The organism is Serratia sp. 4542, from assembly GCF_016805595.1.
In the GTDB taxonomy this organism is placed as follows: domain Bacteria; phylum Pseudomonadota; class Gammaproteobacteria; order Enterobacterales; family Enterobacteriaceae; genus Serratia; species Serratia nevei.
The window spans coordinates 389,022-411,093 of the sequence record NZ_RXKV01000013.1 but is presented as its reverse complement, the minus strand read 5'-3'; the positions used below and the strand labels follow the sequence as shown (position 1 = coordinate 411,093).

Genomic DNA, 22,072 nt, shown 5'->3' with positions numbered 1-22,072 from the left:
TCTCTTAGATGGTGCATCCGGGAGGATTCGAACCTCCGACCGCTCGGTTCGTAGCCGAGTACTCTATCCAGCTGAGCTACGGATGCATTACTATTTTTACTGCTTGCCTGCTTCGCTAATGAAGCCAGACTTAAAGAATGGTGCATCCGGGAGGATTCGAACCTCCGACCGCTCGGTTCGTAGCCGAGTACTCTATCCAGCTGAGCTACGGATGCACAGTAATTCTTTGATACCCTATGGTACTTTGTTCCCAACTCTACCATACGGCTAATATGGTGCATCCGGGAGGATTCGAACCTCCGACCGCTCGGTTCGTAGCCGAGTACTCTATCCAGCTGAGCTACGGATGCAAATGGCGGTGAGGCGGGGATTCGAACCCCGGATGCAGCTTTTGACCGCATACTCCCTTAGCAGGGGAGCGCCTTCAGCCTCTCGGCCACCTCACCAAACGCTTCTTTCGAATTGCGCCTAACTTGCTTTAGAGAAGCTCATCGGCACTGCGTGGCGCACATATTACTTTCTCCGACTTTTAAGTCAAACAATTTTTCCCAACTCATGCGCGTTTGCACAATTCGCACCCAACATGGGCGATTTCACGGCAAAAAGGGCGTTTTATCAACAGGCAACCGCAGCGTCTGTAGCAACAAAGCAGAAAACTAACCGGGAAAATAATCACGAAAAAGAGAGGGGAGAACGAAAGAAGTGGGTAAAACGATGCAGTAGCGTCTCGTCTGGCAACGAGACGCTGCTTCGGAATCAGTAAGTCGTCTGCTGAGACTTCTCTGCCTGAATGCGCTGATAGATTTCTTCACGGTGAACCGAAACCTCTTTGGGGGCGTTCACACCAATACGCACCTGGTTGCCTTTTACCCCTAGCACAGTGACCGTAACCTCATCGCCAATCATGAGGGTTTCACCAACTCGACGAGTCAGAATTAACATTCTTTGCTCCTTGAAAGATTAAAAGAGTCGGGTCTCTCAGTTTCCCCGTCATTATCCATCATATGTGGTGAAAACGTAAGCCGCGCAACCCACAATAAGTGTAAGCAGACTTGGTCCCACCTCAGATAATGGTAAGTTTAGCCGACCTGAAAAACTTTGTTCCCGCAATTGTAACTAAATTGTGTTAGCACAGTATGAAAACGCCATAATCAACAAAGTATTATGGCGTTTGTGCGTGCTATTTATTTATGTTCACAGCTTCGAGGCCACCCAGGCTTCTACGCTGTTTAACGCCGCTGGCAGGGCGTTGATATCCGTCCCCCCCGCCATCGCCATATCAGGACGACCACCGCCCTTGCCGCCTACCTGCTGCGCCACGTTGCCAATCAACTCGCCGGCTTTCACGCGGTCAGTCAGATCCTTGGTCACGCCTGCAACCAGGCTGACTTTGTCATCAGCCGTCGTTGCCAACACGATGATGGCTGAACCCAATTGATTTTTCAGGTCATCCACCATGGTGCGCAGCATTTTGGCTTCGACATTGTCCAACTGGCTGACCAACAGCTTCACGCCGTTAACCACTTTTGCCTGGCTGGACAGCGACGCGCTTTCCTGCGCCGCCTGCTGATCTTTCAACTGCTGCAGTTCTTTTTCCAGCGCGCGGGTGCGATCGAGCACCGAGCGCACTTTATCGGTCAGGGTGTTGCTGTCGCCCTTAACCAGCTGCGCAACGTCTTGCAACAAATCGCTTTGCTGGTGCAGCGTGGCGATAGCGCCTGCGCCTGTCACCGCTTCAATACGACGAATGCCCGCCGCGGTGCCCGACTCGCTCAGAATGCGGAACAGGCCAATATCGCCGGTGCGGCTGGCATGAGTACCGCCACACAGCTCGGTGGAGAAGTCGCCCATGGTCAGTACGCGCACGTTGTCATCGTACTTCTCGCCGAACAGCGCCATCGCGCCCTTCTCTTTGGCATCTTCCAACGCCATCAGCTCGGTCTGTACCGGCAGGTTACGACGCACCTGCTGGTTCACCAGATCTTCCACCGCGCGGATTTGCTCCGGCTTCATCGCTTCGAAGTGCGAGAAGTCGAAACGCAGATATTTGTCGTTAACCAGCGAGCCTTTCTGCGCGACGTGGTCGCCCAGCGTTTGGCGCAGCGCGGCGTGCAGCAAGTGAGTCGCGGAGTGGTTCAGACGGATGCTGTTGCGGCGCTCAGCGTCGATCTGCGCATCCACGCGATCGTTCAGCTTCAGCGAGCCCTGCGCCAGTTTGCCCTGGTGGCCGATAGCCTGGCCGTATTTCTGGGTGTCGTTGACCACAAACTCTACGCCGGCGGCTTTCAGCACGCCTTTATCGCCGACCTGGCCGCCGGATTCACCGTAGAACGGCGTCTCATCCAGCACCACCACCGCCTCTTCGCCGGCGTTGATCCGATCGACCGGCTGGCCGTCGCGGAACAGCGCGATGACAGTTGCCTGCTGCTCGTCGTGATCGTAACCGCTGAACTGGCTGCTGCCGTCCACGCGGATCAGGCTGTTGTAATCGGCGCCGAAACCGCTGGATTCGCGCGCACGGCGGCGCTGCGCTTCCATCGCTTCTTCAAAGCCCGCTTCATCGACTTTCAGACCGCGCTCGCGGCAGACGTCAGCGGTCAGATCGACCGGGAAACCGTAGGTATCGTACAAACGGAAAGCGGTTTCGCCGTCCAGGGTATCGCCCTGCAGCTTGGCCAGCTCTTCGTCCAACAGCGCCAGGCCACGCTCCAGCGTGCGGGCAAACTGCTCCTCTTCGGTTTTCAGCACCTGCTCCACCAACGATTGCTGGCGTTTCAGTTCGTCGGCCGCCGGGCCCATCACTTCGATCAGTGGCGCCACCAGCTTGTAGAAGAAGGTGTCTTTCGCGCCCAGCATGTTGCCATGGCGGATCGCGCGACGAATGATGCGGCGCAGCACGTAGCCGCGGTTTTCGTTAGACGGGATCACGCCATCCGACACCAGGAAGGCGCAGGAACGGATGTGGTCGGCGATAACGCGCAGGGATTTGTTGTCCAGATCGGTTGCACCGGTCACTTTTGCCACGGCGGAGATCAGGGTACGGAACAGATCGATTTCGTAGTTGGAGTTCACATGCTGCAACACCGCCGCGATGCGCTCCAGGCCCATACCGGTATCCACCGAAGGTTTCGGCAGCGGCAGCATGGTGCCGTCGGACTGACGGTTGAACTGCATGAAAACGATGTTCCAGATCTCGATATAGCGGTCGCCGTCTTCTTCCGGGCTGCCAGGAGGGCCGCCCCAGATGTGATCGCCGTGATCGTAGAAAATCTCGGTGCACGGGCCGCATGGGCCGGTGTCGCCCATCTGCCAGAAGTTGTCGGAAGCGAAAGGCGCGCCCTTGTTGTCGCCGATGCGAATAATGCGCTCGGCCGGTACGCCGATTTGCTTCTGCCAGATGTCGAACGCTTCGTCATCGGTTTCATACACGGTGACCCACAGTCGCTCTTTCGGCAGGTTGAACCAGTTTTCACCGGTCAGCAGTTCCCACGCGTAGCTGATCGCGTCATGCTTGAAGTAATCGCCGAAGCTGAAGTTGCCCAGCATTTCAAAGAAGGTGTGGTGACGGGCGGTATAGCCGACGTTTTCCAGGTCATTGTGCTTGCCGCCTGCGCGCACGCAGCGCTGCGAGGTGGTGGCACGGGAATAGGCGCGTTTGTCCAGCCCCAGGAAAACATCCTTAAATTGGTTCATGCCGGCATTGGTAAACAGCAATGTCGGATCATTGTTAGGCACCAGGGAGCTGCTCGCTACAACCTGGTGACCCTTACTATGAAAGAAATCGAGAAACGCTTGACGGATCTCAGCGGTGCTCTTGCTCATAATTTTCCTGGAAAGGCTAGAATAACGACACGTGAGCCGGTGACGCGTCATCCCGACGATGACAACCAGCTCACGAACAAAAAGTGGGGATAAGATAAATTTTCTTCAGAGGGAAGTAAAACCCCGTGTGCGCTCATTGCGCAAAATCACGGTAAATTGACTGAATTTCTTCCTGGAAGAAGCCGCGATAGAGCAGATAGCGCTGCACTTTGGCTTTCTCTTTCCAGTCGGTTGGCAACGCATCGCCAAATTTTCGCTGCGCCACCTGTTTCGCCTGTTCGCACCAGTCGATGTCGCATTCCGCCAGCGCGTCCTGCACCAGCGCTTTGTCGACACCCTTTTGCATCAGTTCACTGCGGATACGCTGCGCACCGTAACCTTTGCGGCTGCGGCTGCCGATGTAGCTGTGAGCGAAACGCTTATCGTCTAGCCAATTATGCTGGTAACAGTAGGCAATAACCTGCTCGATCAGCGCAGGATCCACCGGCTCTTCAGCCCCCGGCGATGATGCCGGCGCATGTGGCCCCCTGCCGCCAAAACGGGCTTTCGCCACAAACGGCTGCGCCGCAAGTTTGCGGCGCAGTTCAGCTTCACTATGATCGCGTTGCGACAGCAGGCGCATGGCGCGGCTTAGCAAGTCATTCATCATTCAAGCCTGAATTTATGGGATATGCGCCACACGAACGGCGGCGCATATCTTCAGCGATTAGAACTGCTCGCTGGTTTCCGCTTCGTCGTCTTCGAAGTCGTCACCGGAAGCGGCCACCAGTTCACCGCCGCTGTGCAGCAGCAGGTCACGCAGCTTCTTATCCAGCTCAGCGGCGATAGCCGGGTTTTCTTTCAGGAAGTTACAGGCATTCGCCTTGCCCTGACCGATCTTCTCGCCGTTATAGCTGTACCAGGCGCCGGCTTTTTCGATCATCTTGTGCTTCACGCCCAGATCGACCAGCTCGCCACGGCTGTTGATGCCTTCGCCGTACATGATTTGGAACTCAGCCTGCTTGAACGGCGCAGCGATTTTGTTCTTCACCACTTTCACGCGGGTTTCGCTGCCCACCACTTCGTCGCCCTCTTTGATGGCGCCGATGCGGCGGATATCCAGACGCACCGAAGCGTAGAACTTCAGGGCGTTACCGCCGGTCGTGGTTTCCGGGTTGCCGAACATCACACCAATTTTCATACGGATCTGGTTGATGAAGATCAGCAGGGTATTGGCGTTTTTCAGGTTGCCGGCCAGCTTACGCATCGCCTGGCTCATCATGCGTGCCGCCAGGCCCATATGCGAATCGCCGATTTCACCTTCGATTTCCGCCTTCGGCGTCAGCGCTGCCACGGAGTCGACGATGATGACGTCAACCGCGCCGGAGCGGGTCAGCGCATCACAGATTTCCAGCGCCTGCTCGCCGGTGTCCGGCTGGGAGCACAGCAGGTTGTCGATATCGACGCCCAGCTTTTTCGCATAGATAGGATCCAGCGCGTGCTCGGCATCGATGAACGCACAGGTTTTGCCTTCGCGCTGCGCAGCGGCGATCACCTGCAGCGTCAGGGTAGTTTTACCAGAGGATTCCGGGCCGTAGATTTCAACGATGCGGCCCATCGGCAGGCCGCCGGCGCCCAGAGCGATATCGAGTGACAGTGAGCCGGTGGAGATCGTTTCCACGTCCATGGAGCGGTCTTCACCCAGGCGCATGATGGAGCCTTTGCCGAACTGTTTCTCAATCTGGCCCAGTGCCGCAGCTAACGCCTTTTGCTTGTTCTCATCAATAGCCATTTTTGCTCCTTCGTTTCGCAATGCCGGTGTTACCCCACACTGCCACTGAATGTATGTTGTGCAGGAAATGTCACTAATTATACTGTATGGTCATACAGTATCAAGCCTAATTTACAAAAATTCGTCGATGGCGGTTTGCAGCGCGAAAATCGTCGCCTGCAGCCGCACCGCGTCGCGGTCGCCCTCGAATTGCATCATGCGCGACAGCCCCCGGCCATCGCTGCCGACGAAGCCGAACCACACGGTACCGACCGGCTTTTCCGCGCTGCCGCCGTCCGGGCCGGCGATGCCGCTCACCGATAGCGCCAGATCGGCCTGCGCCGCCCGCAGCGCCCCTATCGCCATCTCACGCACCACCTCTTCGCTGACCGCGCCGTGCGCCGCCAACGTGGCTTCTCTCACCCCTAGCAGGTCATGCTTCGCCGCATTGCTGTAGGTGACGAAACCGCGATCGAAATAGGCGGAGCTGCCGGCGATATCGGTAATGGCCTTGGCAATACCGCCGCCGGTGCAGGATTCCGCACAGGTGATCCAGCGGCCCTGTGCCTTCAGTTTTTCCCCCACCAGCACGCTGAGCCGACGCAGTTGGTTTTCACTCATAACCTCTCCCTCGCGAATTCAGGTATATGCGCCCGATAGTAGCATTTATCAAGGCGATGCGGCGGCCGACGCGTGGAAATGCGCAGCGCCTCGCAGGAGGTGCGGTTTTAAGCGCCCAGCCAAGCTGCTAGTATCAAAAGAAGCGCCCCAGCGAGCGGCGGCGCACCAGCACAAGGAACATCACGGAGGCGGCACGCTGCGGCGGCGGCCTCAGGGCGCACCAGAAGAGATTAGGATGATAGCGTGAAAAAAACGTTGGGCGTATTCTTGCCGTTGTACACCACCACCCTGCTGCTGCTGTTGGGCTCGGGCCTGCTCACCACCTACGTCTCGCTGCGGCTGGCCTCCATCCACGTCAGCAGCGCGCTGATCGGCGCCATCATCGCCGCCAACTACATCGGGTTGGTGATCGGTGGCAAGGTCGGCCACTTTCTCATCGCCCGCGTCGGGCATATCCGCGCCTACGTGGCCTGCGCCGGCATCATTACCGCTGCGGTGCTGGGGCACGGCCTAACGGAGTTCATTCCCGCCTGGGTCGCCCTGCGCCTGGTGATCGGGCTGTGCATGATGTGTCAGTACATGGTGCTGGAAAGCTGGCTGAACGACCAGGCGGAATCCAACCAGCGCGGCATGGTGTTCGGCTTCTATATGGCGGCGACCTATCTCGGCATGTCGCTGGGCCAGATCGTGCTGATGCTGCAAAGCAACCTGGGCATCACCACGCTGCTGGTGATCGCGCTGTGCTTCGCGCTCTGTCTGGTGCCCATCGCCCTCACCACCCGCACCAATGCGCGCCACATGTCGCCGGCGCCGATGGAGCTGCGCTACTTTGTCGGCGCCATTCCCAAGGTGCTGGCCACCACGTTGGTGATCGGCATGGTGGTGGGCTCGTTTTACGGGCTGGCGCCGGTCTATGCCAGCCTGCAGTCCTTAACCACTCAACAAACCGGCCTGTTCATGGCACTGGCCATCTTCGCCGGGCTGGTGGCGCAGTTCCCACTCAGCTGGCTGTCAGATCGCTATAGCCGCCCGTTGCTGATGCGACTCAACGCTATTTTCCTGATCGTGGCGGCGCTGCCGCTGGCGCTGCTGCCGCACATCGACTTCCCGCTGCTGCTGGCGGTGGGCTTTGTCGTCAGCATGCTGCAGTTTACGCTTTACCCGTTGGTAGTGGCGCTGGCCAACGATCTGATTGAGCCGGAGCGCCGCGTCTCACTGGCCGCCTGCCTGCTGATGGCGTTCGGCGTCGGCGCCAGCATCGGGCCCTTGGCGGTCGGCGCGCTGATCGAACCGCTTGGCGGTAATATCCTGTACGCCTTCTTCGCCCTGTGCGGCGTGCTGCTGGCAGCCCTCAGCCGCACGGCGAAAGCGGAGGAACCTCAGCTGGCGCAGGACGCACCGGTGCCGCATATTCCGCTGCCGGACAGCCTCGCCAGCTCGCCGCTGTCGCCGGCGCTCAATCCGACCTTCGATGAGCAGATCATTCACGACACCATGCCGCCGCCGGAAGCGGCGCCCGATGTCGACGAGCCGCAGCCCGAGGAACAGGAGGCGGAGCCCCTGCCTCAGGGGGCCGATCCGCAAGAGGATACCGGCCTGAAAAAGGCGCACGCTATGCTGTAAACGGCGGCGCTACAGATCCTGGAAGGAGCCCAGCATAAAACCGCGTTCGGCGATCGCCGCTTTCAGCGTCGGCGCGGTCAACACATCCAGCTCGACGAGGCGCGGATGACAGTATTTGCTCTGCAGGATCGTCGCGTCGAGGAACGCCGGGTGGCACATCATTTCCAATGACTCTACGCCCTGCTCGTCGGCGCACGCCAGCCTCTGTAAAAACAAGGCTTCGGAAATCGTCTCGCCGTAGAATCCCGCGTCAAACGCGTCGGTGCTACAGGGTGTCTGCAACGTAATATCGCGCCGTTTCGCCTCTTCGCGATCGAGGCGCAGCGGCAGACCCTGTGCCTGCGCAAACGCCTCCACCAGCGGGTAAATCTGCGGCTGCATATGCACATGGTGGTGGCTGTCGATGTGCGTCGGCGGCCTGCCGAACAGCGTCACAAACCGCGCGAACTGGCGCTGCAGTTCCTCCTGAATCTCGTCCAGCTGCAGCTCGCCGGCCTCGGCGCGGCGCCACAGCCATTTCCCCAGTTCGCCATGCTCGTTGACCAGCGAAGGCATGGCGCCCAGCGGCTTGCCATGAGTCAAAACGAAATGCAGCCCGATCGGCAATCCCGGATATTGCCGGCTGAGCGCCGCCGCGTGCTGGGCGCCGCCGCCGTTCACCATCGCCGTGGTAGAGGAAACCACGCCATGCTGATACGCCTCGATGACGCCGTAGTTTTGCCCCTTACTCAGGCCGAAGTCATCGGCATTCACGATCAGTAGTTTTTCCATAGTGGCTCCCGCGAGATGGATTTTTGGCAAGGAAAGCCCGACCGACCGACGCGGCATTCCCCTTCGCTAAGGTAAAAATCGAATGATTAACCGGCCGGCGGCCTGAAGCTCATCGGCATATCGGCGTTGATACTGATCGGGAGCGGCCCTAAAGAGGGCCGTAACACTTTTTTCGGTAGTTGCCTGGGGTCACGTCGGTGAGCCGCTTGAAGTTTTTAATGAACAGGCTGACATCGCCATAGCCGGAATCAAAGGCGATATCGGAAACCGAAGAGTTGGTGACCTCCAGCTGCGTCTTGGCGAAATTGATGCGGATCTCATTGATTACCTGCATCGGCGTCTTATGGTAGTAACGCCGCATCGCCCGGGTCAGATACTCCTGGGTCTTCCCCGACAGCGCCACCATGTTCGCCAACGCCCTTTCGCCGAACATCGCCTTGTCATGCATGCCGGCCAGGGTGTTCTTCAGCCACTGCGGGATATCATCGCCGCCGTCGTTTTCTTCCTTATAGTGACGAATGCGGCTGATCACATAGAAAGTCAGCGTTTCGAGAAATTCGGCGAAATCATCCTCGCGAAACTGCGGCGAACTCACCACCGATTCGATATAGGCCAAAAACTCGCTCCTCAGGCTGTAGGCCTGCGAGGCGACGAAGCAGCGCGGCAGCTGCTGCAAATAGTGCTCTTCAAAGAACGCTTTGCTGACCGCCACGTTGAAGATTTTCGTCGCGCCGAACTCGTAAAAGCTCTGGTGATAGGAGCCGATAGGGATAAAGACGAAATCCCCGCGTTCCAGCAGCACCCGCTTGCCGTTGATCTCCTGATAGCACTTGCCGCTCAGCACGATGGTGAACTCGTAATAGTCGTGCTGATGCAGCCCGGTGGCGCTTTCCACCTTGTTGTAGATAAACAGGTGAAAATCTTTGCAGTTAAAAAAATCCTGCTCGCGAATCAGCTTCACGTCGTTCGCACTCAGCGAAATTCGGTTGTCGGACACGGCGCCGGCCTCCCGTTAGTCAAATCCGTTGCGTCTGGCCGCCTCGGCAAACCAGTAGCCGCTTTTCTTTATGGTACGGCGCTGATCCGCCCGATCCAGCCGCACCAGCCCATAACGATTCTTGTAGGCGTTCAGCCAGGACCAGCAGTCGATAAAGGTCCACAGATGATAGCCTTTGCACTGCGAGCCTTCCGCCAGCGCGCGGTGCAGCCATTTCAGGTGCTCGCGAATAAAGTCGATGCGGTAATCGTCCTCCACCCGCCCATCGACGCCGATAAACGCCTCTTCGCCTTCAACGCCCATGCCGTTTTCCGAAATATAACAAGGCAGATTGCCGTAGTTCTCTTTCAGATCCATCAGGATGTCGTACAGCCCCTTTTCGTAGATCTCCCAGCCGCGGTGCGGATTGATTTTGCGGCCCGGCATTGCATAGTAACTGAACAAATCCTCCGGCGATGCGATCGGCCCCTCGGCACGGCGCCCCTCTTTCGCCTGCACCCTGCGCGGTTGGTAATAGTTGACGCCGAGGATGTCCACCACGCCGTCTTCAATCAGCTGCGCATCCTGCGGCTCGCAGTGGGGCATCAGCCCATGCCGCTCCAGCAGCTGCAGCAACGCCGCCGGATAACGCCCTTTGGCGACCGGATCGAGGAAACTGCGGTTGAGCAGCAGATCGGCATCGTGCGCGGCCTGCCGATCCTCCAGCGCATCGGAACGCGGATAGGTCGGGCTCAGGTTCAAAATAATGCCGATATTCCCCGGCAGCTCCCGCGCTCTGAAACGCTGCACCGCCATGGCATGCGCCAGTACGCTGTGATACGCCACGGTGACCGCCCGTTTGAAGTCCACTACACAAGGGTAGTGCAGGTCATTCAGGTAGCCGGCCTCCACCGGCACGATCGGCTCGTTGAAGGTGAACCAGTGGGTGACCCGATCGCCAAACAGACCGAAACAGGTATCGGCGTAACGCGCATAGGCTTCGACCACCGCCCGGCTTTCCCAGCCGCCGCGCTGCTGCATGCACAGCGGCATATCGAAGTGGTAGAGATTGATAAACGGGGTGATGCCCTGCACCAGCAGCTCGTCGATCATCGCGTTATAGAAAGCCACCGCCTGCGGGTTCACTTCGCCGTCGCCGTCCGGGATCAGCCGCGACCACGAGATCGACGTTCTAAAGGTATTGTGGCCCAGCGTTTTGAGCAGCCCGATATCGGTACGGAAATGGTCGTAAAAGGTTGAGGCCTCGCCCGGCCCCACCCGATCGTGAAAGCGCTCGGGCGCGATCTCGAACCAATAGTCGAAGATGTTGCGGCTCTTGCCGTCCCGTGCGGCCGCCCCTTCAGACTGCGGCGCGGAGGTGGCGCTGCCCCACCAGAACCCGTCGGCAAATTGATATTCCATACTCGCGTCCCTCGCGGGGCGGCCACGCCGCCCCGTTCCACTGTTAGAATTTCAGCGCCTTGGCGATGTCTTCTTCGCTTTCCGTCGCCGCGTCGATCTGGCTCTGCGCCTTGTTGGAGATCGCCACGAACGGCAGATAAATCACGGTGGCGACCGCCAGGTTGAACAGGCTCAGCAACAGGGCCATGATGCTGCCGTTGGTGTTGAAGAACGCCCCCAGGCCGACCGGCATGGTCCAGGGCGCGATGTTGGTGATAGGCGGGATCAGCCCGGAGTAATAAGCCAGCGAGGTGATGATGGTCAGTACCGGCTGCACCAGGATGAACGGAATGAACATCACCGGGTTCATGATCACCGGCAGGCCGAACAGAATCGGTTCGTTGATCTGGAAGATGCCGGACGGCGTCGCCAGCTTGGCGACCTGGCGGTAATCTTCGCGGCGCGAGGCGATGAAGATGGCGATGATCAGGCCCAGCGTCGAGCCGGTGCCGCCGAGGTAGATGTAGGAGTCGACAAACGGCTTCGCCCACATATGGAACTCTTTGCCGGCGGCCACCGCCGCTTCGACCGAACCGTATTTGTTGTACAGCTCCACGTTTTCCAGCGCGAACGGCGTCATGATGCCGCTGTCCAGCGCCGCCAGCGCCATGGAGCCGTGCACCCCAAAGAACCACAGCAGCGAAGAGAACAGCACGTACACCCAGCCCACCACGCTGCCCATCTTGGCCAGCGGCGCCGAAATGCCGTCCATGATGATCTGGTGGAAGTTGGTGCCCCAGTGCGCCAGCGCGAACGCCACCAGCCCCATGATGGAGAGGATGATGAAACCGGGGATCAGCGCCGAGAAGGAGCGCGACACCGAAGCCGGCACGCTGTCCGGCAGGCTGATCACCCAGTTGCGCCGCACGATGAAAGCGAACATCTCGGCCACCACCAGCCCGATCACCATACCGGAAATGATGTTGGCGCCGCCCAGCCAGTTGGCGCCCACCGCATAGGCCTCGCCGACGTTAAACGGCGTGACGGTCATAAAGGCCGCCACCGCCAGCAGTGCCGAAGCCAGCGGATCGACCTTGCGCTCTTCGGCCAACGCCATGCTGATAAAGAACGGCGTCATCAGGGACATGATCCCCAGCGTGCCGTTGTAAACGCTGCCGCCGATGCTCTTCAGCCCGTTCAGCGTCTCGATGGTGGAGGCATCCAGGCGCACGCCCAGCGAATAGAAGAACGATCCTTCGCCGAAGCTCAGGAACACGTTGTTGATCAACACGAACATCGCCCCGGTCAAGGTCAGCGGCATCAGGCGGATAAAGCCGTTCTTGATGGCGTTAACGTGGGGCTGCTTACCGATTTTTACGGCGAAAGGCAGGATAACCTTCTCGAGCGAGGCAATGAGGGTATTCACGGCGGCCTCCTGTTATTGATTGGCTTTCTTGATGGCGGCCACCGCGGCCTTCAGCACCCCCAGCCCATCGACCTTGCCGTACAGCAGCGGATCGATGACTTCAACAGGTTTGTTGGGCAGCTGTTTTTGCACTTCCGGCAAGGTGTAGGCGATCTGCGGCCCCAGCAGGATCAGATCCGCTTCAATGCCTTTCTCCGCGGCCAGCGCCTCCGGATAGGCGGCGATGATCACCGGTACTTCGTATTTCTCGGCCTGCGCCTTCATTTTTGATACCAACAGGGAAGTGGACATACCGGCAGAACAAAACAGATAGATTTTTTTCTTTTCCATACCAAGCACCTCAGATAATCAAAAAAACCCCGTGTTATTTGTATGCCAGATGCAATCACGATTGCTTCACGCACATTCCTTATGAAAATTTCCGTCACGTTGCCCTGGTTGCAGACAGTATACGGAGCATGAAAAACGGATCGGTAAGCCAGCTAGGATAATAACCGTCTCTCCTTGACCTACTGGCTTGACCCTCTTCACATTTCACATAAAAAAATAGTGTGACCGGGCTCTCAAATAACCGATAAAAACTCGGAATATTCGCAATAAATACTCAAATAGCAATTATAAACAGCCAGTTATAAACTCGCCGGGAATTTAAGGGATTATTTGCGCCCGAACAAACGAAGGGGGAATAAAAATAGTTCAAGCTTGATTCGCTTACTTGCCATCCGAACGCGATGGCCGGTAAAGAAGATTAGGTGGGCAGACGCAGCAACTCGATCACTGTGGTCAGCGCCACGGAATGATTCCTGCGGTTGGGATAATAGAGGTAAAAACCGGGAAACGGCGCGCACCAGTCGGCCAACACCCGCCGCAGCCGCCCGCTCGCGAGGTGTTCTTCCACCTCCTGTTCGATGGCGAAAGCGATGCCGACGTGCGCCAACGCCGCCTGCAGCAACAGCCTGGCGTCATCCACGATAAGCGGGCTGTTGACCGCCACGGAAAATCGCTGCTCGCCCTGCTGAAATGCCCATTTGTAGCGCTCGCCCGAAGAGGCCTTGCGCCAACCGATGCAGCGGTGCTGCAGCAAATCCTGTGGATGCGTCGGTTCGCCGTGCCGTTGAAAATAGTCCGGCGTGGCGACGATGGCAAAACGCAGATCCGGCGTCAGGCGCACCGCACGCATATCGTTGTGCAGATCCTCGCCGAGCCGAATACCGGCGTCAAAGCCTTGCTCGACGATGTTGGCAAACCCTTCGTCCGCCACTACCTCCAGCGTAATGCCGGGGTACTCGCTGGCCAACCGCCCCAGATGCGGTACGATGGCGAGATCGATCGCCGAACGCGGCGCGTTGATGCGCACCAGGCCGCGTGGCCCTTCGCGAAACACATTCAGGCTCTCCAGCGCGGCGTCGATATCGGTAAAGGCCGGCATCAGCTGCGCCAACAGATGCTCACCGGCCTCCGTCGGCGAGACGTTGCGGGTGGTGCGGTTCAGCAGGCGAATGCCCACCTGCGCTTCCAGTTCGCGCAGGGTGTGGGTCAACGTCGGCGGCGTCACGCCCAGTCGGGCGGCGGCGCGGCGGAAGCTGCGTTCACTGGCGATAGCCACGAAGGCCGCCAGGCCGGACAGTTCGGGTTTCTTCATGCTATTAATATAAATTATCTAATAGTGAGATGAATTTTTAGCGGATAGTTATCCGTCATCTAACAACATAGCATTGCGATCGAACCCATTACCAGGTATCGATGCGATGATTAATACTACAGCCCCAACTCATGAAACGCCGCGCCGTCTGGCTGACAAAGTCGTGCTGGTGAGCGGCGGCGGCACCGGTATCGGCCGCGCAGCCGCGCTGGCCTATGCCCGCGAAGGCGCAAAAGTGGCGCTGGCCGGCCGGCGTGCGGCGGAAATCGAAGCCACGGCGCGCGACATCGCGCTCGCCGGCGGCGACGCCCTGCCCATCGTGGCCGACGTCTCCCAGGAAAACGACATCCGCAGGCTGCTCGCCACGGTGACCGCCCACTACGGCCGGCTCGACGTCGCCTTCAACAACGCCGGCATCATCGGCAACTTCGCCCCCATCACCGAACAGAGCAGCGAGGATTTTGACCGCGTGATCGCCATTAACCTCCGTGGCGTCTGGCTGGCGATGAAATACGAGATTGAAACCTTCCTGGCGCAACATTCAGGCGGCGTGATCGTTAACACCTCCTCCTGGCTGACCCACGGCGCGCTCGCCGGCTCATCCAGCTATTCCGCCAGCAAAGGCGCGCTCGATGCGATGATCCGCGCGGTGGCGCTCGAATACAGCGGCCAGGGCATCCGCGTCAACAACATCAACCCCGGCATCATCGACACGCCGATGGCGCGCGGCAGCGTGGCTGACAGCGCGGCGTTCGCGCCCTTTATCGCCCACACGCCCGCCGGCCGCCTGGGCGAATCGGAAGACATCGGCGATGTGGCGCTGTGGCTGGCGACGGACGAAGCCCGCTTCATCACCGGCCAAAGCCTGCTGGTGGACGGCGGTTACACCATCGCCGGCATGCGTTGAGGGGGCGACGCCATGAACTACGTTCGGCTTGGCGACAGCGGCCTGCAGGTGTCCCGCCTTTGTCTGGGCGGCATGACCTACGGCGATCCGGCCTGGCGGCCCTGGGTGCTGAAAGAAGAGCAAGCGCGCCCCTTTATCCGCGAGGCGCTGGAGGCGGGCATCAATTTTTTCGATACCGCCAACATTTACTCCGGCGGAGAAAGCGAGCGCATTCTCGGCCGCGCGCTGAAGGCGTTCGCCCGTCGTGAAGACGTGGTGATCGCCACCAAAGCCTACTTTCCGATGGACGCGCAGCCGAACAGCCGCGGGCTGTCGCGCAAGCACCTGCTGCACAGCGTCGATGCCTCCTTGCAGCGGCTGGGAACGGATTACCTCGATTTGTTCGTCCTGCACCGCTTCGACACCGAAACGCCGATCGAAGAAACTGTCGACACCCTCGACGGCCTGGTGCGGGCGGGCAAGATCCGCTATCTCGGCGCGTCTTCACTGCACGCCTGGCGCCTGATGAAAATGCTGGCCTTTCAACGTCAGCACCGCTTGGCGCCGTTTATTTCGTTGCAAAGCCAATACAACCTGGTAACGCGTGAAGACGAAGAAGAATTGATCCCGCTGTGCCTGGAGGAAGGTCTTGGCCTGACGCCCTGGTCACCGCTGGCCCGCGGCGTGTTGGCCGGCTCCGCCAGTGGCGGCACGCTGCGCGCCGCCACCGACGAACAGGCGCCCCGTTGGTACGGCGGCAGAAACGAGGTGGAATGCACCGTCGCTGCCGTAGCGGAGGTGGCGGCCGTGCACGGCGTTCCACCGGCGCAGATCGCGCTGGCCTGGCTGTTGGCCAAACCCGGCGTAGCGTCGCCGCTGGTGGGCATGTCCAAGCCACACCATCTGCAGGATGCGCTGGCGGCGCTCGACCTCAGGCTATCGCCGGAAGACGTGGCCGCGCTGGAGGCGCCAATGGCACACGCTGCCCGCCCCGAGCGCTGGTAGCCCCTTTTCCCTCATTCCCGGAGAGAAACATGTCATACGCTGTTACCGCGCGAGCGGCGTTGTTCACCCTCGCTGCCGCATTCACCCTTAGCGCGCCGGCGCAGGCCGCCGTCAGCGCAGACTGCACGGAAAGCAGCATAACGCTGCCGCCCGGCGCACGTTACCCCAACGGCATCGCCCGCGCGGCGGACGGTACGCTGTATGTCGGGCTGATCACCAGCGGCAACGTGCTGCGCAAACGGCCGGGTCAGGCGTGGGAAACCTTCTTCCCCGGCGCTGACACGGTGTTCGCCTCAAACGCGCTGCGGCTGGACGAACGGCGCGGGCTGCTGTGGGGGAACTCGCCGGACTTTCTCTCCGGCGGCAAAACGCGCGCCAACCGCATCTATGCGCTGAACGTCGCGGATGGCACCCTCAACCGCAGCCTGGCGCTGCCGGCGGGGGAAATGGGCAACGATATCGTGCTCGGCGCAGACGGCACGGTGTACGTGACGGAAACCCGCGGCGGCGGCATCCTGCGCCTGCGGCCGGGCGAAACGACCTTCAGTACGCTGTATCGGGATCCGCAATTGGCGGCTCCCAGCGGGTTGGGGGCCGCCGGGATCGTGCTGCTCGACGACCGGCTGATGGCAGTCGCCAATTTCGGCACCGGTAAGCTCTACGCCCTCAGCTATAACGATCCAAAGCCGCAGCTGACGGAAATGCAGCTGCCGCGCCTCATCAAAAACCCGGACGGGATGGGGTTGGCACCGGACGGCGCGCTGATCGTGCTGGAAAACGGGATCCAGAGCGGCCAGGGGCGGATCCTGCGAATCCCTTCCCCCAAGGCGGCAGGCATGCACCGGATTGAGATCTTGCGCGAAGGCATGGAATCGCCGGTCAACCTGACTATCACGCCACAAGGCTGCGCCTTCGTCAGCGAATCGCGCATCCGCCACCGCCTGCTGCCCGGCCATGAAACCGAAGTGCCCGACAGCTTCCGCCTCTATCAACTGCCTTTGCCTCTCACCGCCGCGCAATAACCTTTCCACCACCACTGCGGGCGGCGACTTGCGTTGTTGCCCGCAGGCGAACAACAATCTCGCTGCGTTACAAACCGGCCTTGCGCAGCGCTTCCCATTTTTACCTGTGACAGCCGATTGCCCGCTAGGCTAGTATAAGCGTCTGTGCAAACCTCGGGTTTGAGCGCGCCGTCTGGCGTTTTGATGATTTGATTTGCGCCGCCCGGCAAGCGCTAAAGGGGGCGGCGCCTGCTGAAACAATGTGATAGCGAATGATGACAATGAAAATCACAGTGACCTTTACATTCAATGGATTGGAAAAATAATCGCATGAATAGCACCGATAAACTCGATTCGCACACGCCAATGATGCAGCAGTACCTGCGCCTCAAGGCCCAGCATCCTGAAATCCTGCTGTTCTACCGCATGGGCGACTTCTACGAGCTGTTTTACGACGACGCCAAGCGCGCTTCCCAACTGCTGGATATCTCGCTGACCAAACGCGGCGCCTCGGCGGGTGAACCGATCCCGATGGCCGGCGTGCCGCACCACGCGGTGGAGAACTACCTGGCCAAGCTGGTGCAGCTCGGCGAGTCCGTCGCCATCTGCGAGCAGATCGGCGATCCGGCCACCAGCAAAGGGCCGGTCGAACGCAAAGTGGTGCGTATCGTCACCCCCGGCACCATCACCGACGAAGCGCTGCTGCAAGAGCGTCAGGACAACCTGCTGGCGGCGATCTGGCAGGACGCGCGCGGTTTCGGCTACGCCACCCTGGACGTCAGCTCCGGCCGCTTCCGCGTCGCCGAGCCGCAGGATCTGGAAACCATGGCTGCCGAGCTGCAGCGCACCAATCCGGCCGAGCTGCTCTACCCGGAAACCTTCGAACAAATGGCGCTTATAGAACAGCGCCACGGCCTGCGCCGCCGCCCACTGTGGGAATTCGAACTGGAGACCGCACGCCAGCAGCTCAACCTGCAGTTCGGCACCCGCGATCTGACCGGCTTTGGCGTCGAGCAGGCGCACCAGGCGCTACGCGCCGCCGGCTGCCTGCTGCAGTACGTCAAAGATACCCAGCGCACTTCACTGCCGCACATTCGCGGCCTCACCATGGAGCGCCAGCAGGACGGCATCATCATGGACGCCGCGACCCGCCGCAATCTGGAGCTGACGCAAAGCCTGTCCGGCGGCAGCGACAACACGCTGGCGGCGATCCTCGATCGCACTGTCACGCCGATGGGCAGCCGTATGCTGAAACGCTGGCTGCACATGCCGACCCGCGATATCAAGGTTCTCACCGCCCGCCAACAGGCGATCGGCGCATTGCAGGACCTGTTCACCGATCTGCAGCCTTCTCTGCGCCAGGTGGGCGATCAGGAGCGAATTTTGGCGCGTCTGGCGCTGCGCACCGCGCGGCCGCGCGATCTGGCGCGCATGCGCCATGCTTTCCAGCAACTGCCGGACATCCGCGCGCTGCTGCAAGACGTGGACACCCCGCACGTGCAGCAGCTGCTGTCACAGGTGGGCCAGTTCGACGAGCTGCGTGAGCTGCTGGAACGCGCGGTCATTGAATCGCCGCCGGTGCTGGTGCGCGACGGCGGCGTGATCGCCCCCGGGTACAACAGCGAACTGGACGAGTGGCGCGCACTGGCCGACGGCGCCAGCGACTACCTCGATCGGCTGGAGATCCGCGAGCGTGAAAAACTGGGGCTGGATACGCTCAAGGTCGGTTTTAACGGCGTACACGGCTACTACATTCAGGTCAGTCGTGGCCAAAGCCACCTGGTGCCGATCCACTATGTGCGCCGCCAGACGCTGAAAAACGCCGAGCGCTACATCATCCCGGAATTGAAAGAGTACGAAGACAAAGTGCTCACCTCCAAGGGTAAGGCGCTGGCGATCGAGAAAAGCCTGTACGACGAGCTGTTTGATCTGCTGCTGCCGCACCTGGCGGAACTGCAGCAAAGCGCCGCCGCACTGGCCGAGCTGGACGTGCTGGCCAACCTGGCCGAGCGCGCCGATACCCTGAACTACGCTTGCCCAACCATGAGTGAACAGCCGGGGATCCGCATTACCGAAGGCCGCCACCCGGTGGTAGAGCAGGTGCTGAGTGAGCCGTTTATCTCCAACCCGCTCACCCTGTCGCCACAGCGCCGCATGCTGATCATCACCGGCCCGAACATGGGCGGTAAAAGCACTTATATGCGGCAAACGGCGCTGATCGTGCTGATGGCGCACATCGGCAGTTACGTGCCGGCCACCAAGGCCACCATCGGCCCGGTGGATCGCATCTTCACCCGCGTCGGCGCGGCGGACGATCTGGCTTCCGGCCGCTCTACCTTCATGGTGGAGATGACCGAAACCGCCAACATTCTGCACAACGCCACCGAGCACAGCCTGGTGTTGATGGATGAAATCGGCCGCGGCACCTCCACTTACGACGGCCTGTCGCTGGCCTGGGCCTGCGCCGAGAACCTGGCCAACCGCATCAAGGCGATGACGCTGTTCGCCACCCACTACTTCGAGCTGACGACGCTACCGGAGAAAATGGAAGGCGTGGTCAACGTGCATCTGGACGCGCTCGAACATGGCGATACCATCGCCTTCATGCACAGCGTGCAGGACGGGGCTGCCAGCAAAAGCTATGGCCTGGCGGTCGCCGCGCTGGCCGGCGTGCCGCGCGACGTCATCAAGCGCGCCCGTCAGAAGCTGCGCGAGCTGGAGTCTATCTCCAGCCACACCGCCTCGGGCAGCGTCGATGCCACCCAGATGACGCTGCTGCAGGAAGAGACCTCGCCGGCGGTAGAAGCCCTGGAGGCGCTGGATCCGGATTCCCTGTCGCCACGCCAGGCGCTGGAATGGATCTACCGGCTGAAAAATATGGTGTAGTCTGGTGCCAAACGCGGGCATAAAAAAACGGTGAGCATCATGCTCACCGTTTTTATTTGATGCGGTTCAACAATCGGCGTTATTCGCGGAACAGCGCCTCAATGCTCAGGCCCTGCATCTGCAGAATCTCACGCAGACGGCGCAGGCCTTCAACCTGAATCTGACGGACGCGCTCACGCGTCAGGCCAATCTCCCGGCCTACGTCTTCCAGCGTCGCCGCTTCATAGCCCAGCAGGCCGAAACGGCGCGCCAACACTTCACGCTGTTTGGCGTTCAGTTCGAACAACCATTTGACGATGCTTTGCTTCATATCGTCGTCTTGCGTGGTGTCTTCAGGCCCGTTGTCCTTCTCGTCGGCCAGAATGTCCAGCAGCGCTTTCTCCGAATCCCCGCCCAGCGGCGTATCCACCGAGGTGATGCGCTCATTCAGACGCAGCATGCGGCTGACGTCATCCACCGGCTTGTCGAGTTGCTCGGCAATCTCTTCAGCGCTCGGTTCATGATCCAGCTTGTGGGAAAGCTCGCGCGCGGTGCGCAGATAGACATTCAGTTCTTTGACGATATGGATAGGCAAACGAATGGTACGTGTTTGGTTCATGATCGCCCGTTCAATCGTCTGACGAATCCACCAGGTTGCGTAAGTGGAGAAGCGGAAACCGCGTTCCGGGTCGAATTTTTCCACTGCGCGAATCAGACCGAGGTTACCCTCTTCGATCAGATCCAGCAGCGCCAGACCGCGGTTGCTGTAGCGGCGGGCGATTTTCACCACCAGCCGCAGGTTGCTTTCAATCATGCGGCGGCGGGACGGCACGTCACCGCGCAGAGCACGCCGCGCAAAATAGACTTCTTCCTCTGCGGTCAGCAGAGGTGAATAACCGATCTCACCCAGATAGAGCTGCGTCGCATCTAATACGCGTTGCGTAACGCCTTGAGACAACAGCTCTTCTTCCGCTAAATCGTTCTCGCTGGTCTCTTCTTCTACCAGCGCTTTTTCATCAAACGACTCAGCCTCAGCTCCATTCTCGTCGAAATCCGCATCATCATGTAACTCGTTAACTTTCAGCGTATTTTGGCTCATATGCTGCTCCTACCCGTGATACCGCGAGCAGAATCTCAGCGTATTCTGCCCAATCTATCGCTGCGGAAGATAACGCAGCGGGTTTACGGATTTCCCCTTGTAACGAATTTCAAAATGCAAACGTACTGAACTGGTACCGGTGCTACCCATGGTGGCTATTTTTTGACCCGCCTTCACTTCTTGTTGTTCCCGGACCAGCATTGTGTCGTTATGAGCGTAGGCGCTCAGGTAATCATCATTGTGTTTGATGATGATTAGATTACCGTAACCCCGTAAAGCGTTGCCGGCATACACTACGCGGCCATCGGCGGTAGCGAAGATAGGCTGCCCACGGGAACCGGCGATATCGACGCCCTTATTCCCACCTTCTGATGAGGAAAAGTTATCAATAATCTTACCGTCAGTCGGCCATCTCCAGGTACTGACCGGAGAACTGTTGCTGACGGTGCTGCTCACGGGTGGAGCGGCTTCCGGTGCGGTAACAGGCGCAGTCGCGGTCCCAACCGCTGCGGCACCTGCTGCAGGTAACATCTTACCTACATTCTGTTTACCCGAGTTTTCAGAATACGCGTTAGTTGATTGAGAATCAACCGTTGCCGTCTGGATCTGGGAGCTGGAAGGTGGCTTCGGAACGCCGCCTTTGGTTGCATCTGTCGTCGCCAGCATGCCGCCGCCGCCGTTGGCAGAACCATTACCAAGCTGAATGGTTTGGCCAACATTCAGGCTGTATGGCTCGGGAATATTGTTGCGCTGCGCCAGGTCGCGGAAATCGTTGCCGGTGATCCAGGCGATATAAAACAGCGTGTCGCCGCGCTTGACCGTATAGGTTTCACCGCCGCTGTAGCTCCCTTTAGGGATAGCGTTATAACTGCGGTTATAGACAATGCGGCCCTCGGGGCTGACCTGCTGCGCCCCGCCATTATTATTGCCGGATGGAACGGCACCGCCGCCACCCACGCTGCTGATAGGGGCCGACGTCGAGGCATTGTTCGTACAACCCGCCAACCACAAACTTACCATCGTACACACCGCTACCCGGCGTAACGTAATCATTGGGCTTCCCGTGCTCATGCTTCCCCCATGACAGCAATATCAGTGATATATCCAAAATACCCTTTACATCGTAGCCGAGCTTTTGCCACTTCCCAGTCCCTGCGATGTAAAGGCGCCGCCGGCCGATCCCT

Annotated in this window: 19 protein-coding genes and 4 tRNA genes; 6 read left to right on the top strand and 17 right to left on the bottom strand. The window is 59.6% G+C overall.

Annotated features, from left to right (window positions below; translation table 11 throughout):
- Positions 1–9: 9 nt before the first annotated feature.
- The 6 genes from EKL15_RS21225 to alaS form a co-directional block, all read right to left on the bottom strand.
- A tRNA-Arg gene (locus tag EKL15_RS21225) sits at positions 10–86 on the bottom strand.
- 52 nt (positions 87–138) lie between these two features.
- Positions 139–215 (bottom strand) — tRNA-Arg (locus EKL15_RS21220).
- A 58-nt stretch (positions 216–273) separates the two neighbouring features.
- Positions 274–350: transfer RNA gene (locus EKL15_RS21215), tRNA-Arg, on the bottom strand.
- 3 nt (positions 351–353) lie between these two features.
- Positions 354–446, bottom strand: a tRNA-Ser gene (locus tag EKL15_RS21210).
- 310 nt (positions 447–756) lie between these two features.
- Positions 757–942, bottom strand: coding sequence for a carbon storage regulator CsrA (gene csrA, locus EKL15_RS21205; RefSeq protein WP_004091602.1), 186 nt, complete (start codon positions 940–942; stop codon positions 757–759).
- 252 nt (positions 943–1,194) lie between these two features.
- Positions 1,195–3,822 (bottom strand): alanine--tRNA ligase, encoded by a 2,628-nt coding sequence (gene alaS / locus EKL15_RS21200; protein WP_100396068.1) that lies wholly within the window; start codon positions 3,820–3,822, stop codon positions 1,195–1,197.
- Between alaS and EKL15_RS21195 the strand changes: the two genes are divergently transcribed.
- The gene (locus EKL15_RS21195; protein WP_162091232.1) at positions 3,772–3,915 is read left to right on the top strand and encodes a hypothetical protein; all 144 of its coding nucleotides are present in this window, start codon (positions 3,772–3,774) and stop codon (positions 3,913–3,915) included. The two genes, alaS and EKL15_RS21195, sit on opposite strands and share 51 nt — an antisense overlap.
- Positions 3,916–3,955: 40 nt before the next feature.
- Here EKL15_RS21195 and recX read toward each other — a convergent pair whose 3' ends face one another.
- The 3 genes from recX to pncC form a co-directional block, all read right to left on the bottom strand.
- The gene (recX, locus tag EKL15_RS21190) at positions 3,956–4,468 is read right to left on the bottom strand and encodes a recombination regulator RecX (protein ID WP_060440746.1); all 513 of its coding nucleotides are present in this window, start codon (positions 4,466–4,468) and stop codon (positions 3,956–3,958) included.
- Between the two features lie 60 nt (positions 4,469–4,528).
- Positions 4,529–5,593 carry a recombinase RecA gene (gene recA, locus EKL15_RS21185; RefSeq protein ID WP_004932541.1) on the bottom strand — a complete coding sequence of 355 codons (1,065 nt, stop codon included), beginning with the start codon at positions 5,591–5,593 and terminating at the stop codon, positions 4,529–4,531.
- Positions 5,594–5,704: 111 nt separating this feature from the next.
- A complete protein-coding gene (gene pncC, locus EKL15_RS21180; protein WP_087762911.1) occupies positions 5,705–6,193 on the bottom strand; it encodes a nicotinamide-nucleotide amidase in 489 nt (162 codons plus the stop codon).
- Positions 6,194–6,436: 243 nt separating this feature from the next.
- Between pncC and EKL15_RS21175 the strand changes: the two genes are divergently transcribed.
- On the top strand, positions 6,437–7,816 hold the full coding sequence (locus EKL15_RS21175; RefSeq protein ID WP_049200345.1) for an MFS transporter: 1,380 nt from the start codon (positions 6,437–6,439) through the stop codon (positions 7,814–7,816).
- A 9-nt stretch (positions 7,817–7,825) separates the two neighbouring features.
- On the opposite strand, the gene chbG is transcribed toward EKL15_RS21175, so the two are convergent.
- From chbG to EKL15_RS21145, 6 genes are all read right to left on the bottom strand, one after another.
- Positions 7,826–8,587: a chitin disaccharide deacetylase gene (gene chbG, locus EKL15_RS21170; RefSeq protein ID WP_049200344.1), complete on the bottom strand. Its 762-nt coding sequence runs from the start codon at positions 8,585–8,587 to the stop codon at positions 7,826–7,828.
- Between the two features lie 148 nt (positions 8,588–8,735).
- Positions 8,736–9,584 (bottom strand): transcriptional regulator ChbR, encoded by an 849-nt coding sequence (gene chbR / locus EKL15_RS21165; protein ID WP_060425318.1) that lies wholly within the window; start codon positions 9,582–9,584, stop codon positions 8,736–8,738.
- A gap of 15 nt (positions 9,585–9,599) precedes the next feature.
- Positions 9,600–10,985 carry a glycoside hydrolase family 1 protein gene (locus EKL15_RS21160; RefSeq protein WP_100396067.1) on the bottom strand — a complete coding sequence of 462 codons (1,386 nt, stop codon included), beginning with the start codon at positions 10,983–10,985 and terminating at the stop codon, positions 9,600–9,602.
- 43 nt (positions 10,986–11,028) lie between these two features.
- Positions 11,029–12,390 carry a PTS N,N'-diacetylchitobiose transporter subunit IIC gene (gene chbC, locus EKL15_RS21155; protein ID WP_049200339.1) on the bottom strand — a complete coding sequence of 454 codons (1,362 nt, stop codon included), beginning with the start codon at positions 12,388–12,390 and terminating at the stop codon, positions 11,029–11,031.
- Positions 12,391–12,402: 12 nt separating this feature from the next.
- On the bottom strand, positions 12,403–12,720 hold the full coding sequence (locus EKL15_RS21150) for a PTS sugar transporter subunit IIB (RefSeq protein ID WP_033641898.1): 318 nt from the start codon (positions 12,718–12,720) through the stop codon (positions 12,403–12,405).
- Positions 12,721–13,138: 418 nt separating this feature from the next.
- Positions 13,139–14,032 (bottom strand): LysR family transcriptional regulator, encoded by an 894-nt coding sequence (locus EKL15_RS21145; protein WP_100396066.1) that lies wholly within the window; start codon positions 14,030–14,032, stop codon positions 13,139–13,141.
- Positions 14,033–14,138: 106 nt separating this feature from the next.
- Here EKL15_RS21145 and EKL15_RS21140 point away from each other — a divergent pair, with 106 nt between their 5' ends.
- The 4 genes from EKL15_RS21140 to mutS all read left to right on the top strand — a co-directional run bounded on the left by EKL15_RS21140 (position 14,139) and on the right by mutS (position 19,810).
- Positions 14,139–14,939 carry an SDR family NAD(P)-dependent oxidoreductase gene (locus EKL15_RS21140; RefSeq protein ID WP_049200335.1) on the top strand — a complete coding sequence of 267 codons (801 nt, stop codon included), beginning with the start codon at positions 14,139–14,141 and terminating at the stop codon, positions 14,937–14,939.
- Between the two features lie 12 nt (positions 14,940–14,951).
- Positions 14,952–15,923 carry an aldo/keto reductase gene (locus EKL15_RS21135; protein ID WP_100396065.1) on the top strand — a complete coding sequence of 324 codons (972 nt, stop codon included), beginning with the start codon at positions 14,952–14,954 and terminating at the stop codon, positions 15,921–15,923.
- A 29-nt stretch (positions 15,924–15,952) separates the two neighbouring features.
- A complete protein-coding gene (locus tag EKL15_RS21130) occupies positions 15,953–16,945 on the top strand; it encodes a hypothetical protein (RefSeq protein WP_238423744.1) in 993 nt (330 codons plus the stop codon).
- 309 nt (positions 16,946–17,254) lie between these two features.
- Positions 17,255–19,810, top strand: a complete 2,556-nt coding sequence (gene mutS, locus EKL15_RS21125; RefSeq protein WP_060425333.1) for a DNA mismatch repair protein MutS — start codon at positions 17,255–17,257, stop codon at positions 19,808–19,810.
- Positions 19,811–19,889: 79 nt separating this feature from the next.
- Here mutS and rpoS read toward each other — a convergent pair whose 3' ends face one another.
- On the bottom strand, positions 19,890–20,888 hold the full coding sequence (gene rpoS / locus EKL15_RS21120; RefSeq protein WP_004932578.1) for an RNA polymerase sigma factor RpoS: 999 nt from the start codon (positions 20,886–20,888) through the stop codon (positions 19,890–19,892).
- A gap of 54 nt (positions 20,889–20,942) precedes the next feature.
- The gene (nlpD, locus tag EKL15_RS21115) at positions 20,943–21,941 is read right to left on the bottom strand and encodes a murein hydrolase activator NlpD (RefSeq protein ID WP_038871876.1); all 999 of its coding nucleotides are present in this window, start codon (positions 21,939–21,941) and stop codon (positions 20,943–20,945) included.
- Positions 21,942–22,072 lie beyond the last annotated feature (131 nt).